The organism is Desulfosporosinus burensis, from assembly GCF_054657535.1.
This window is the reverse complement of sequence record NZ_BAAHYN010000002.1, coordinates 40,310-54,241: the sequence shown is the minus strand read 5'-3', so window position 1 is coordinate 54,241 and position 13,932 is coordinate 40,310. Positions and strand designations below refer to the sequence as shown.

16 protein-coding genes and 1 pseudogene are annotated in these 13,932 nt (G+C 40.1%); 11 read left to right on the top strand and 6 right to left on the bottom strand.

Annotation, left to right across the window (positions count from 1 at the left end; genetic code table 11):
- Positions 1-9 precede the first annotated feature (9 nt).
- On the top strand, positions 10-831 hold the full coding sequence (gene mutM, locus ACYQ3Q_RS03290) for a bifunctional DNA-formamidopyrimidine glycosylase/DNA-(apurinic or apyrimidinic site) lyase (RefSeq protein ID WP_459927242.1): 822 nt from the start codon (positions 10-12) through the stop codon (positions 829-831).
- 962 nt (positions 832-1,793) lie between these two features.
- Here mutM and ACYQ3Q_RS03285 read toward each other — a convergent pair.
- From ACYQ3Q_RS03285 to ACYQ3Q_RS03275, 3 genes are all read right to left on the bottom strand, one after another.
- On the bottom strand, positions 1,794-2,021 hold the full coding sequence (locus ACYQ3Q_RS03285; protein WP_459927241.1) for a hypothetical protein: 228 nt from the start codon (positions 2,019-2,021) through the stop codon (positions 1,794-1,796).
- A gap of 2 nt (positions 2,022-2,023) precedes the next feature.
- Positions 2,024-2,449 (bottom strand): exoribonuclease R, encoded by a 426-nt coding sequence (locus ACYQ3Q_RS03280; RefSeq protein WP_459927240.1) that lies wholly within the window; start codon positions 2,447-2,449, stop codon positions 2,024-2,026.
- Between the two features lie 607 nt (positions 2,450-3,056).
- Positions 3,057-3,293, bottom strand: a complete 237-nt coding sequence (locus ACYQ3Q_RS03275) for a hypothetical protein (protein WP_459927239.1) — start codon at positions 3,291-3,293, stop codon at positions 3,057-3,059.
- Between the two features lie 294 nt (positions 3,294-3,587).
- On the opposite strand from ACYQ3Q_RS03275, the gene ACYQ3Q_RS03270 reads away from it, so the two are divergent.
- Both ACYQ3Q_RS03270 and ACYQ3Q_RS03265 read left to right on the top strand, forming a co-directional pair.
- The gene (locus ACYQ3Q_RS03270) at positions 3,588-4,061 is read left to right on the top strand and encodes a hypothetical protein (protein WP_459927238.1); all 474 of its coding nucleotides are present in this window, start codon (positions 3,588-3,590) and stop codon (positions 4,059-4,061) included.
- 194 nt (positions 4,062-4,255) lie between these two features.
- Positions 4,256-4,948, top strand: coding sequence for a lipid II flippase Amj family protein (locus ACYQ3Q_RS03265; protein WP_459927237.1), 693 nt, complete (start codon positions 4,256-4,258; stop codon positions 4,946-4,948).
- Between the two features lie 207 nt (positions 4,949-5,155).
- On the opposite strand, the gene ACYQ3Q_RS03260 is transcribed toward ACYQ3Q_RS03265, so the two are convergent.
- Both ACYQ3Q_RS03260 and ACYQ3Q_RS03255 read right to left on the bottom strand, forming a co-directional pair.
- On the bottom strand, positions 5,156-6,031 hold the full coding sequence (locus ACYQ3Q_RS03260) for an IS3 family transposase (RefSeq protein ID WP_459927236.1): 876 nt from the start codon (positions 6,029-6,031) through the stop codon (positions 5,156-5,158).
- 23 nt (positions 6,032-6,054) lie between these two features.
- Complete coding sequence (locus ACYQ3Q_RS03255; protein WP_459927235.1) at positions 6,055-6,342, bottom strand: transposase; 288 nt, start codon at positions 6,340-6,342, stop codon at positions 6,055-6,057.
- Between the two features lie 91 nt (positions 6,343-6,433).
- Between ACYQ3Q_RS03255 and ACYQ3Q_RS03250 the strand changes: the two are divergent.
- Positions 6,434-6,553, top strand: a pseudogene (locus tag ACYQ3Q_RS03250) (DUF2837 domain-containing protein); the annotation flags it as partial.
- Between the two features lie 358 nt (positions 6,554-6,911).
- Here ACYQ3Q_RS03250 and ACYQ3Q_RS03245 read toward each other — a convergent pair.
- Positions 6,912-7,082: a hypothetical protein gene (locus ACYQ3Q_RS03245; protein ID WP_459927234.1), complete on the bottom strand. Its 171-nt coding sequence runs from the start codon at positions 7,080-7,082 to the stop codon at positions 6,912-6,914.
- Positions 7,083-7,732: 650 nt separating this feature from the next.
- On the opposite strand from ACYQ3Q_RS03245, the gene ACYQ3Q_RS03240 reads away from it, so the two are divergent.
- From ACYQ3Q_RS03240 to ACYQ3Q_RS03210, 7 genes are all read left to right on the top strand, one after another.
- On the top strand, positions 7,733-8,662 hold the full coding sequence (locus tag ACYQ3Q_RS03240; protein WP_459927570.1) for a TIGR01777 family oxidoreductase: 930 nt from the start codon (positions 7,733-7,735) through the stop codon (positions 8,660-8,662).
- A gap of 15 nt (positions 8,663-8,677) precedes the next feature.
- Positions 8,678-9,163: a GNAT family N-acetyltransferase gene (locus tag ACYQ3Q_RS03235; protein WP_459927233.1), complete on the top strand. Its 486-nt coding sequence runs from the start codon at positions 8,678-8,680 to the stop codon at positions 9,161-9,163.
- Positions 9,164-9,566: 403 nt separating this feature from the next.
- A complete protein-coding gene (locus ACYQ3Q_RS03230) occupies positions 9,567-11,414 on the top strand; it encodes an ABC-F family ATP-binding cassette domain-containing protein (protein ID WP_459927232.1) in 1,848 nt (615 codons plus the stop codon).
- A gap of 61 nt (positions 11,415-11,475) precedes the next feature.
- Entirely contained in the window at positions 11,476-12,135 is a 660-nt protein-coding gene (gene ytaF / locus ACYQ3Q_RS03225) for a sporulation membrane protein YtaF (protein ID WP_459927231.1), read from the top strand.
- 13 nt (positions 12,136-12,148) lie between these two features.
- The gene (coaE, locus tag ACYQ3Q_RS03220; RefSeq protein ID WP_459927230.1) at positions 12,149-12,754 is read left to right on the top strand and encodes a dephospho-CoA kinase; all 606 of its coding nucleotides are present in this window, start codon (positions 12,149-12,151) and stop codon (positions 12,752-12,754) included.
- Between the two features lie 60 nt (positions 12,755-12,814).
- The gene (locus ACYQ3Q_RS03215) at positions 12,815-13,402 is read left to right on the top strand and encodes a lytic transglycosylase domain-containing protein (protein ID WP_459927229.1); all 588 of its coding nucleotides are present in this window, start codon (positions 12,815-12,817) and stop codon (positions 13,400-13,402) included.
- Positions 13,403-13,510: 108 nt separating this feature from the next.
- Positions 13,511-13,789, top strand: a complete 279-nt coding sequence (locus tag ACYQ3Q_RS03210; RefSeq protein ID WP_459927228.1) for a metal-sensitive transcriptional regulator — start codon at positions 13,511-13,513, stop codon at positions 13,787-13,789.
- Positions 13,790-13,932: the final 143 nt, after the last annotated feature.

The following is a 13,932-nucleotide window of genomic DNA, read 5'->3' as shown; positions in this document are numbered from 1 at the left end:
GGAAAGAACATGCCAGAACTCCCTGAAGTTGAAACGATTCGAAGAACTTTAGCCCAGCATGTAACGGATCTAAAAATTGAAGAAATCAAGCTTATTTGGTCCTCAGCTGTCTGCAGTTGGGAGGATCAGTCGTTTGAGGAGTTAGTGACCGGTCGAAGAATTCAAACGATTGACCGCCGGGGTAAATACCTTTTAATACGATTGGATGAAGATTTAACGCTAATTGCGCATATGAGAATGACCGGGCGCTTGAATTATTTTCCGGAGAATCAAGAACCGGAAAAGCATACTCACGTGGTTTTTCGCTTGGAAAAAGGGGAAGTGCATTTTTCAGATGTACGGAAATTCGGGCGTATTCAGGCCATACCCACCCCGCTGTGCTTCAGCGGATCATCCCTATGTAAGTTAGGACCTGAGCCCTTGGAGGCAGAATTCACACCCCAAGTCTTGAAGGAGCGTTTTGGGAAGAAAAAACTCTCTGTCAAAGCAGCCCTACTCGATCAGCATGTCCTAGCAGGTTTAGGTAATATCTATGTGGATGAATCACTTTTTCGGGCAGGAATATCTCCCGAACGTAGGGTAGATACCCTAGCTGCAGAGGAAATATTAAAGCTCCATCACGCCATCCAAACCGTTCTTCAAGCAGGAATCGATGCCCAGGGTACGTCCTTTCGAGATTACCGGGATGCTAATGGGGAAAAAGGTTCCTTTGAGCAGGAACTACAAGTGTACGGACGGGGTGGAGAACCCTGTAAAGTCTGTGGGCAGACGTTAGAACGAATTCGTCTCGCTGGACGGGCAACGGTTTATTGTTCGAGGTGTCAGAGGTAAGCCTTGAAATGGGTTGCTACAAAACAACGTTCTATTACTTTCTTAAACTACAAAGAAATAATAATTTTGGCTAGGGGTAACCCTGGTCTTTTTTTGCACTATCAGATCCCCATGCCGCTGTGCGGCATCACTGATGAATTAAAATTTGTTCATACTACTAGTATGGCTGGCGAAGGTAGGTCGAAAGTATAATTGCAACTGCAACTGCAACTAAGGCTTCAGCCGGTGCCTGAAGGTTTGGCACAAGACAAGGTTTCTTTACCTATCAGACCTCCATGCCACGATACCGTACCACTGATGAAATGCAAATGGGCTATTTCCACAAAAAAAAAATTCTGTAATAGTGTTAATTAATTACAGTTCATAAGGAGGTATTTAACTACTGACGACGAAGTTTGTCCTAAATACATTCTGGCTGTATAGATAATAACGACGTAACAAAACTTGTGAATTATACAGCTAGAGACTCAGGAGTGTGTTATGACGTTTATGTAAATAAGGGAAGTAACCATAACCTTATTATTACGTTTGATTACAGCCCTGAACGAGTAAAGAAAATCAAACAAATAACAAATCGATGGAATCCGGTAGAGAAGTACTGGGAAATAGCTGATACTGAGCAAAGTATCAGACGTTTTCTTAATGCAATTCATGATGAAGAGGTCATTTTTGATCCAAGAATAAAGAAGTATTCGGATTTTCATCACCAACAGATGTACAGTATATTCCCGATGATAAGATGTTGAACAGTGAATATATGAAAATGACGTTTTGAAGATAGTGGAGACCTTTAAAAAAATAAATTAGTACTTGTGGGATGTCAGACTTCGTCTAACACGGGATTCCCGACACTTAGCAATGATGAATGTAGTTTGGCGCGTCGGGAATTCCTGGACGTTATGTGAAATGTCCCTATCGGTGATGGTTTAATGAGCAATAAAAGACCTTTTGAATCAGAGCCATCATTTGAGGCCTTCCCAAAAGGTAGTTTCACTTATTTGAAGTTGCTTTTGTCGAATTCTATCCCATAAATTCTTAGGAATTTCTTTTCTGACAGCATGGCTTATTTTCGTTCTTAGGACAGTCCCATTACTCAGTACTTTTTCATAATACCAGTGGTCAGTATTACGAAGCATCACCCAACCATTTTTATCGCAATAGCGTTTCAAATCTCCAAATTTAGGTGCCATATTTATAGTCCTAAGAGTGCAAGAATCTCTTTGTCATTTTCACAAAGCAGGACTTTTAAAACATATGGGAAGTGGGATTTACGGTTAGGTGCTTGAAGGAAAAGCTGGGAGCGATCCATATAATCTTGGGCATATACTTTAAGGTCTTCAATTAAATCATTAGCGGCTAAATCTAATGTCGAATTATTTGCGTAGATTTCCAGAGAATCTAGAGCAAGTGTAATCGAACCATCATCTTCCTTAATGATTTCAGGGTTAAGTTTGTAATCTACTAAGACCATCTTTAGTAGATCAACTCTGAGCAATGCAACTTGCTCTGTCTGTTTTCTTTTGACAATAGTAGGGTTAAAAGAGTTAAAGACAGAATCATAAAGAGTAGAAAATTGGTTTCTAGCTTCAGTAAACTGTAGTTCAGATAACATTGTCATTCCTCCCTCACCTCCAATTTATCATATGATGTACACTGTGTATAGTATGACCATTATGTACATTATGTAAAAATTTGAGGAGGGGACACTTCACATAACAGCGTATTCCCAAAATCTGAGAGAATATGGATGTAGTAACCAGACTTCGGGAATACGCGGGACGTTACCCGAAATGTCCTAACCAAGTATTCTTATACTGCTCCATTATAAATAAATCGAATGTGGATATGAATGTCTTGGGGAAACGAAAAAAGACCCCGAAGTGGAGGTCATAAAACTTATCGAAAGATAGATTACTCGGGTAGGTTGGCAACCCTACATCTCTTGAAAGACCACAATTTCTTGTGGCGTGGCAGCTGCCCGTTCTGCCCTCAAGTAACCTATCTGTTCTTACTCTACTTAAAATATATCAACTATATTCATTGATGTCAAGAATTTCCGAATTTCCAAGCAGTATTAGATTCCATATATGCTTTGAGCTGATCTTCACTAATTGGATAAGATGAACGGATACTTAAACTTCCTTGATTTTTAATTCTGACACCAACAAGCATCAAGGCATCAATTCTTTTTAAAAATTGTATGCTATTATCTTTTGGATGCAGACCTAAATAGTCAGATTTTCGATAATATTAGGGATCTCTTGAATGTGTTTATAATACTCTTCCTCAGATCGGAAATCATATTTGTGTTTTTCAATGTATTTATATCTATCATCCCATAGCGCTATACTACCAGGATTTCTTGAAAGGTTAAGGAATTTGATCATTTCATCGGTCAATTTCCCGACTTCAACACATTTTACTCCACTATTAAATATATTTAGATCTAATTTATTAGCCAAGACTCTTTCCTCCATCCTATTTTTTTCTTCGACAGAAAGGAGGAAATACCTTCACAAAATGGGAATATATATAATTAATAAATGACCTTTTGCAAGCAATCCTTCGAAGCAGGACACTTCGGGTAACACGGGATTCCCGACACTCAACCAAGATGAAGGTAGTATGACGAGTCGGGAATCCCTGGACGTTATACGATATACGCTTGTAGATAAGCTATTGGGCAAAAAAATTGCGTGTTCCTTATTGATACAGATTGAATTAATTAATTATGCTTGTATGCATGGAGGATGGATATGAAAAAGGGGTTGGTTTTCGGGGTAATCAGTTGTCTACTAGTTTTCATTTTCATAACGAACAGATCAGATATTCCCTCTGAAGTACCTAAATCTGTTGTCATAATTGTTGATCAAAATATCGAGACAGCCCTTGGATATTACAATTGGTTTGATAAGGATCAAGGAGGCAATACCCATTTTGGAGACAGTCCTGAAAACCTCGTTAAAGAACTACACACGGTTATAGCGAAAAAGGGTGAAAGGGTTTACTTTAATTTTAAGACATCCCGACCACCTATACGTAACACTGTTTACTTAATCGTTCCAAATGAAAAAGAACCTCTTAATTTTGGAATGATTGAACAACCATCGGAAGGGAATTCATTTATTGTTCCTGAAGAAAGTGGTCCATACATTTTTGTAATTACGGGTTATTGGGATGATTCCCATGCTGTTGACTATGCTTTTAAAATCACAGTTGACAAAATCTGATTTACGTAAGACGTAATATATTAGTTAAGAAGAAAAGGCGGATTTTAGCTGGCCTTCGAAGTAGCGTACATCGTATAACAGTGGGTTTGCGACATCGGAGAGAATATGAATGTACTAACCCGACGTCGCAAACCCTCGGGACGTTATATGAAATCCCCTTATCGGAGTAGTTTTATAGGTTGAAGGAGTCGTATATGGAGATCCAAATAATCGTGGTTATTATACTGAACTTCATAATATCGTTAATAGGAACATTAGCTTACTCAGTAAGACTAGTAGGCGTTAGGACTGGAAAAATTGCTGTGTCTTTTGCACTTTTCAACATTTTGATGTTGGTTTCAAGGGTTGCAGTTACCTTTCAGGTTCCAATACTGACCAAATATGTTGAAAGAAACCCGGGTGCGGGTGATCTGTTAACAATTTTCAATGCAATCATTGTTATTTCCGGAGTAGCAACTGTTTTTGGGGCTCTTCTAATTCCAACATTTCAAAGAATTCTATATAAGGGAGTTAAGTCATTTGCCATTGACAGGTCTTTATCAAAGTTGATTTTACACAGCTTTTCTAAGTCTGGAATTCGATACATGAAAGAATGTGTTTCAGTACCGTCAAAAGAAAATGTTAGACAGTTAACTCAAGAAAAGTTACCAAAGAGAATTTTCGTATATAATCTTGTTACTGTTGCTTTAATTACTGTAGGTTCACTAGCTCCTATATATGCGGGCATTTTAGAACCGGACTTAAGAGCAACATGCATTACACTTTCTTCAATCGTTAATGGAATTGCAACAATATTAATGACAGTTTTGATTGATCCTCAATTATCAATAATGACGGATGATGTAATCGATGGGAAGTGGAGTTGTCAAATTTGGTTTAGTCCCTAAACTCGTAATTTTAGTACCAATTTATGGTTATAATATAACTGGCTCTTATCTACAGGCAGGATAGTGAAATGCTGGAGAGCAACACGAGCGGCCGGTAGAGTTCTGCTAAGGATAGCCAGGGGATATATTTAATCACCCTGGTATCTTTATTTCTATCCTTAGGAGAACCAAAAAGCGATAAACTCAAGAGGCGAAGCCTCTTAACTGTTACACCGCTTGGGGTAAACGCTCTCGATAATACTGTGAACGCATTACTAGGGGCGGATAACCTCCGTTTGGAGTGTAAATTCGTTTCCGATTGTAATAGGTTTCTATAAATCTAAACACTATGCTTTTAATCTTTTCCATACTCATTGTTTCGGTTCTGAATTTATAGATGCTTTCTTTCTTTAATGTGGCAAAAAAGGACTCCATTCTGGCATTGTCATAACATTTACCAGTACTGCTCATACTCTGTTTCGCACCATGCTGGGCGAGTGCTTGACGGTAGATCCCGCTTGTGTATTGACTACCCCTGTCCGAATGAAAGACCATCCCATAGGCTTGATACCTCTTAACACCCGAGGTAAAGGCTTCGACACATAGCTCGGCTCTCATGTGATTTGCCATTTTAAATCCCACGATACTTCCATCGAAACAATCCAATACGGCGGCTAAATAAAGCTTTCCGTCAGCCGTTGGGATTTCTGTGACATCTCCAAGCCATTTTTGATTGGGTGATACTGCAGAAAAGTCTTGTTTGATGAGATTGGCACTGGCTTGAGCGGCTAGATCTGCTTTGGTTATTCCTCTACAGTGATGTTTCTTCTTGAGCATAAGATGGTTGATTTTACAGAGCTTAAGGATTACATAATAGCTACCGGTATAGCCTTGATAAAGTTTTAAATGGAGATAAATCCTGTATGCTCCATAGTCCGGGTTGTCCGCACGAATTTGAAGGATCTTAGCCAAAAGTTCTTCGTATTTGTAAGGCTTGGACTGCCTTTTTAACCACTTATAATATCCGGCTTCACTAACCAGTAATACTCTGCACATGGTTTTTATGCTGTGCTTGGTTTTCTCTTTAGTTTTGTGAAACCACATCCAATGAAAAAGCTCTCGTGCAGCTATTTCTTTTGGCTCTCTGCGAAAAAACCTAAGGCCCTTTTTAGAATATCATTGGCGGCTTCAAGGTCTTTAATCTTCTTTTCCATTGCTTTGGTTTCAGCTGTTTTTGGGTCAATACGTTTATGTCCGCTGCCAACAAAACTTACTTCTCCATACCGTTTTGATTGATTTTTCCATGAGTATAGCGTTGTTACTGGAATCCCCAGTTTCTCTGAGGCAGCCGTCGTCCCTAATTCGTAAGACAACTTGATGGCCTCTTGTTTGAAGTCTTTGTCGTATTCTCGCATCTGGATTTACCTTCTTTCGTTTTTCCTATTCTTACCAGAATTACGAGTTTTCTGACTTAACTAAAATGATACTACTCCAAAGTGTACTGAGGAGGAATTCAGGCTTTGTGTAGTAGGATTGGTTGGGAGTAAAACAATGGGCACATTTGCATCTTTGTTGTTACTCTTACCTAGCTCATATCTAATTGTATTTGTAGCCAGAGTCATATGATCGCCTGATAAAGATGGGCTTTGCAGCAGGGGACTTCATACAACAGAGGGTTTGCAACATCGGGGATAACATTTTTGGTAGTAACCTGAAGTCGCAAACCCTCGGAACGTTAGCTGAAATGTTCCTTGCATGTAAATGTTAAGGGTCAGAAAAATAAAAACAGATCCTGAAAACAAGATCTGAGTTAAAGGAGTAGGATATTTATCATAACCGAAATGAGGATATTGTTGATCAAGGATGCTTTTAATTTTAGACTTAGTATCCCTGTAAAAATCGAAGCTTCCACCGAAAATTTCAATAGCCTCATTGTGAATCTCAAGGATATCGTTTAAAGATAAAAATTCGATGTTATCCATAATTACTCAGCTAGTTTCTTAAGGAGCTTTGAATGTTGAGATGTAACTTCCTTAATAGCTTTAGAAACTTTTTGATTATGATCATTTGAAGTATTTAGTTGAACACCGTTCTTTGGCTCCTTGGCAATAGCCATATTAACATCCCTTTCAATATCTGTACTCTCTTTATCCATATTGTACCACCCTTCATAAGTTCGAACAATTGTTTAGTAGTATTATTATTCAATCTGAAGGGATATAGTCTTAAATCATAAATTGAGAACTGGAACACTTCAGCTAACACGGTATTTCCGACACTTAGCATACATGAAAGTGGTTGGGACGCGTCGGGAATACCAAGAACGTTAGGCGAAATATCCGTATCCGCGTATTCCTTTTCAGTCTCTAAAATCCGTATTAATGCTAGTCTTAGTAGTTTCATATTTGAATGCTAGATGAATGTTTCGTAAAGGAACGAACGGGGGAATAAGAAAAGGCCCCCAAATCGAAGGTCTTAACAAAGGTTAAAGGGAGCCCACCCGTGACTCCCATTTTTGAATAAGAGTATAATCTGCCCACCCGTGACAAATCTTTTTGTAATTAATATATATCATGTCTATGACTATATGTCAATTTGGAAGTGTTGGCTCGGGAAATACCAAGTTGTTTAATCAAAAGGCTGGGGTTGATTTTGCTTTAGAATGGATAATCCGCCCGATCGTATACAGTGCATTAATGAAACTTGCCACGTCAATGTGGTTGGGAATGCTTCGTGAATGCCCAGAGCGTTATGAGACATCATCTAGGTCGTTAAATAATGTTTGGGGAGGCTTATATGGAAATAATGAATGTTATGATTTTTGGTGGGACAGGTTTTGTCGGAAGAAACCTTACAGAGGAATTACTTGTGAATGGGTATCAGGTATATGTTGTAACGAGAAATCCTCAAAAAACCGCCAATCGATTGGGAAATAAAATTAAGGTGATAGAATGGGACAATATTTCCCCTCTATCTTCGATTTATAAGCTGCAAATTGACGTAGTAATTAACTTAGCGGGTGAGTCAATCGGTAATCGTCGATGGACCAATTCAGTAAAAGAAGAGATTATATCAAGTAGGATTAGAATAACGGGTACAATTGTTGATGCCATTAATAATGGTACTATTCAGCCAAAAGTTCTAATTAACGCTTCAGCAGTCGGATATTATGGACTCCGTGAGGACGAAGAGATAACTGAGTCTGAAGAAGAAGGACAGGATTTCCTAGCACAAGTTTGCCGAGATTGGGAAAATGAAGCATACAAGGTTCAAAATGGATTAACAAGAGTAATAACTATTCGAATTGGCGTAGTTTTAGGGAATGAAGGTGCACTAAACAGAATGGCTTTGCCATTTAAATTCTACCTAGGGGGCCCATTGGGTAAGGGAAATCAATGGCTCTCCTGGATACATATCCAAGATTTAACGAGTATGATAAGGTTTATAATCGAACATCAGGAGCTAGCTGGTTCAATAAATGCTGTTGCTCCAAATCCAGTAAGAATGAGAGATTTCAGCAAGATACTAGGCAAAGTCCTAAATAGACCATCATGGTTACCAGTTCCAGAGATTGTATTGAAAATAGCATTAGGTCAAATGGCGGAAATGTTATTACATGGACAACGAGCTGTGCCGAAAATAATTCTTAGTACTGATTTTATATATAGGTTTCCAAGGTTAAAGGAAGCTTTAGATAATGCTCTGGGTGAAGAGGATTTTAGTTTGAAACAGTAAGTGGAGGTATGGCAAATGAATATTATGATTAGGCCAGCTGATGCTGTAGATAGAGATATCCTTACGTCAATTTCATTTGCAGCAAAACGATATTGGAAATATCCCGAAGAATATATCGACGTGTGGAAGGACGAATTGACGATCACTCTTGATTACATAAATAAGAATGAAGTTCATTTGGCAATGGTTGAAGGTAAGGTAGTTGGATTTATTTCAATAGTCGAAGTTAAAGATGATTTTCAAACGGGAGAATTACTGATTAGAAAGGGTTTTTGGTTAGATCATATTTTTATCAATCCAGATTTTATTGGGAAAAGAGTGGGCTCTAAACTTATATCATTCGCTAAGGAATCATGTAGAAGAAAAAATATTACTAGCTTACAAATTCTTTCAGACCCCTATGCAAAGGGGTTTTACGACAAAGTAGGTGCGCAATTTATTGAAGAAGTTCCTTCAAATATCAGAGGGAGATTTGTATCGTTATACAAGTTCCTAATATAAGCATTTGAATGTATTCCTATGCAGAAGCGCTAAGTCGCTGTTTCTAACTTGTATCCACGTTTAACCAAAAGAAAGTGTTTGGGATGCGTCGCAAAGCCTCGGGACGTTATACGAAACCGTACCTGAAAAGCCGCACGTTCATGTACGAATTTTCTTTGTAGTTATAAGTTGCGCAGTTTTATTAGGCTACTTCCATTGGTTGTTGCAGTGTAGCACCAGGGCAAGGAGTTTTCCCTGAGATATAACCATCCGGCCCTTTCAGAATTTGAAGATGGTCGAATTGTTATGCTAGTAGATATTTCCCGTCTGTCTATGGTATAGTAAATTCGAAAGAAATGGTTGGTCACAATGTTACATTTGTAATAGTTTACACCCGAGAATAATAAAGGGGCTATCTAGAAAAATGAGTGTTTTATTTTGCCGTGATTGCGGCGTCGATATATCAGGTGAACCGCTTTTTCGGCGGATTAGTTTTGCTTTGGAAAATGGAGAAAAGGCTGCCTTGGTTGGACCTAATGGAGCAGGTAAAACAACCCTGATTCGGGCTTGTTTAGGGGATGTGCGTTTAGAAGAGGGAGAAGTTCAAATTCTCGGATCTTACGGGTACTTACCCCAAACTCCTATTGTGGAGGATGAGGGGAACGTCTTTGAGTGTGTGATCCAAGAACGAGTAGATTTGTTGCAAATGCAGGAGCAACTGCGTGAATTAGAAGAAAAGATGGCTTCGACGCCCACTGAGAAAGTCATGGAGCAATATGCAACTTTGACCGAATCGTTTGAACGCCAGGGAGGCTATGCTTTAGAAGCCTTAGTCAGGAGAATCCTGGCTGGTCTAGGACTTGAAGCGGAGATGAACTCTCAAGTTGCTAGGTTAAGTGGAGGCCAGAAAACAAGGTTGGCTTTATGTAAGCTTTTGCTTCGAGCGCCCGAAATCCTAATTTTGGATGAGCCAACAAACCACTTGGATATCGCTGCCATGGAGTGGCTCGAAGGGTACTTGCGAGATTATGCTGGGGCCCTGCTGATTGTTTCTCACGACCGCTACTTCTTAGATCGCATCGTGACGCGAGTGTTCTGTTTAGAAAATGGCGGGTTAAAAGGGTATACTGGGAACTATTCGGAATACGAATTATTGAAAGTTTTAGAAGCTAAAACTCTTGGCCGGGAAGCTGAGCGCTTAGCGAATAAAATAGCTAAACTAGAGGAGTATGTCCGCAGAAATAAGGCGGGAGTCAATTCCAAGCAGGCGCGAGGGCGAGAAAGCCAGCTCCAGAAACTCAAGCCGATTCAGGTTGCTAAGATAGATCATGGTCTTTCTATTTCACTGGGAAGTGGAGGTCGAAGTGGGGATCGAGTCCTTTTAATAGAAAATCTTTCGATTGCCTTCGGAACTCGAACTCTTTTTTCAAACGTACAAGTAGATTTGCGCCGTGGAGACAGAGTAGCCTTACTGGGTAAAAATGGCGTTGGAAAAACTACGATCCTTAAGGCGATTCTCGATCAGGCTCCTTATAAGGGAACCATCCGTTTGGGAGCCAATGTAAAGATTGCTTATTACTCTCAGGAACATGAGAATCTGGGTACTGCGGGGACGGTGATGGATGAGATCCGGAACGCTTCAAAATTAAGGGACCCGGAGATCCGAAATCTACTGGCTAGATATGGTTTTAGAAAAGATGATGTCTTTAAACTGATATCTGTGCTGAGCGGGGGAGAAAAGAGCCGGTTAGCTTTATGTAAACTTTTTTTAGAGCAAGGAAACTTGCTCTTGCTCGATGAACCAACGAATCACTTAGATGCTGAAACCCGTGGAGTTCTGGAAGAAGCCCTTCAAGAGTATGAAGGAACCGTACTCGTAGTTTCCCATGATCGCTATTTTTTGGATAAAGTGGTCAATAAGATTGCAGAACTCACAACTCAGGGTCTGTCGCTTTTTGATGGAGATTACACTGGGTTCAAGGAATATAAACAACAAGAAGAAATAGTCGTTGCCCCCATCGAGCGAGGTTCAAAGCTGCAATCTAATGCTCAGGATCTACAGGAAAGCCGAAATTTAGCTCGAGAAAAAAAGCGGATGAAGCAACTCGAAACAGAAATCGAAGAGTTGGAAGAAACCCTCCTACGCTTAGAATCAGAACTGACCTTAGTAGATACAAATTATGAATTGGCTATGAGACTTCATGAAGAGTGCGAACAGGTTAGGCAACGCCGAGATCGTGCTTTAGAAGAATGGATTGCTGGAAATGATTGATTTCACCAAATAGCCTTTGAACCCATATATTATCCTGAAGTCGCAAGGTGGAGGGATACATATGGGAATAGCTATGCTTATGGCATTAGCTTTAAGTTTGGATGGGTTTGGGGTTGGATTAGCGTATGGGTTACGTCGTATTCGCATACCCGTCAATTCTCTTATTGCTATTGCAATGTGTACAGTATTGGCTATGGGGATATCCATGCTCTTTGGAGGTTGGGTATCGCTATGGCTTAGGTTAATTCCGGTACGTTTATTAGGGGCTTCTATTTTACTATCTTTGGGCATTTTTCAATTAGGTAAAGCGATCTGGAACCGTAAAGAGGAGGTCTTTCCAGAAGCGGTACCGGCGTTGGCTGTAGTCCACCCCAATCCCGTTTTGGAGCCCGTTTTCCGATTCCAATTACAATTTTTTGGCTTAGTGATTCAGGTGCTTAAAACGCCGGATATTGCGGATGTCGATCGTTCTGGGGTGATAAGTCTGCGAGAGAGTGTCTTACTGGGATGCGCCTTGGCAGTAGACGCTTTTGCCAGTGGAATTGGCGCAGCAATGGCGGGTATGACCTTCTGGATCATTGGAATCGCGGCCTTAACCCTCATCGTGATGTTGCGTATAGGGCAACTAATGGCGGGCAAGGTTCCGGAAAACTGGACAAACAAGGCAGAGTACTTACCGGGTGTTGTATTAATCTTGGTCGGACTCATTAAATTAATTTAAAGTGAGGTAACTAATGTTTACTATCGGTTTAACGGGTGGGATCGGAAGTGGTAAATCAACGGTAGCCCAGTGGTTTGAAAAACGGGGAGTCCCCGTGCTCGACGCTGATAAAACCGTACATAGCCTGTTACAGTCTGATTTGTTGGTGATTTCAAAAATAGTTCATGATTTCGGGACGGAAATCCTCGATGAAAAGGGGCAAATCATTCGTTCCAAACTGGGTCTGCGGATTTTTAATGATGAAGATGCACGAAAGCGCCTTGAGCGCATCGTGCATCCTCGCGTGGTTGAATGCCTGAAGGAGGAAGAAGCCGTCCTTCTGAATAGCGGAGCAAAAGTTTGTGTGTGGGATGTACCTTTACTCTTTGAGGCAGGGTTTGAAAAGTTTGTGGATGAGGTATGGGTAGTGTGGATACCTCGGGATCTTCAGATTTTTCGTGTTCTTGCGCGGGACAAGCTAAACCTTAGTGAGGTCGAGGCCCGAATTGCTGCGCAAGGGTCGTTAGATGATAAGCGACAGCGAGCAGACGTGGTGATTGATAACTCTGGTAATCAATTGCAAACAGTTAATCGACTTGAAGAAGCATGGAAAAGAATAATTAAACATCTGGCTCGATGAATCATAATCATTGACCCCCTGCTAATAGATTAAATAGCACAGTGCGTAATGAGAGAGGGGATGGGACGGATAAAAGGAAATATAAGTTTTAAGCGATCGTATAAAAACCTAGGCATATTCTTATTTCTTACCGTCCTTGTGGGTTATTGTATAACTCAGATTCCCAGCTTGGAGAAAATCATCTATCCTTATCCTCATCGAGCTGTAATTGAAAACTATGCCGCACTATACGGAGTAGACCCTTTACTGGTTGTCGCTGTAATTCGGGAAGAAAGCAAGTTTTTGCCACAATCTGAATCTCAAAAAGGGGCTATTGGCTTGATGCAATTAATGCCCAGCACAGCACAATCGATCGCTGTAACCATAGGAGATAAATCATTTTCTAGTAAGGATTTACTCGAACCGGAGAAGAATATAAAATATGGAACTTGGTACCTCTCTAGCTTGCAAAAGGAATTTTCTAATGACAGAGGGTTGGTAATCGCAGCTTATAACGGTGGAAGAGGACATGTCAAAGAATGGATTAGCTCCGGTCAAATTGAACCCAAAAATATGAAAATCCAAGATATTCCTTTTCAGGAAACAAGGGATTATGTCGGACGTGTCTTGAATAGTTACCAAAAATATATTAAACTTTACCGTAACTAAACTGCCCTAGAGCAGCAGCCCATTGATTAAGCCAATTCTTGAGAACTGGAGTAATCACCATGGGTAAGCGGGATAGTATGAATCATAATGAGATGGGAGATAGCTCTTTTGAAAGAGGTTGACGCGGAAGAGGTCAAACGGATTTTGACTCGACTTAAAACGGTTCGTGGTCACATTGCAGGAGTAGAACGCATGATAGAGGAAGAGAAAAGTTGTGAGGAAATCTTATTACAACTCGTTGCTATCCGTTCCGCTGTGCATAAAACTTCAGTCATTGTAGCACAACGTTATGCTAGTTCTTGTCTTCTAGAGGCGATTGACTCTGGCGAGGACCGCCAGGAAGTTCTGAATAACGCGATTGAAACCCTCATGAAACTTAATCAATAACTAGGCTTGCAATCCAAACACAATCAGATCATCAAATGGGTAATCATTTAAGCATGAAGTTGTGGCCAGTTAAGTGTACTTTATGCGCAAAACAAAGTAAAACAAAAAAGAAAAAAGTAGAACATAACAAAACATAACATAAC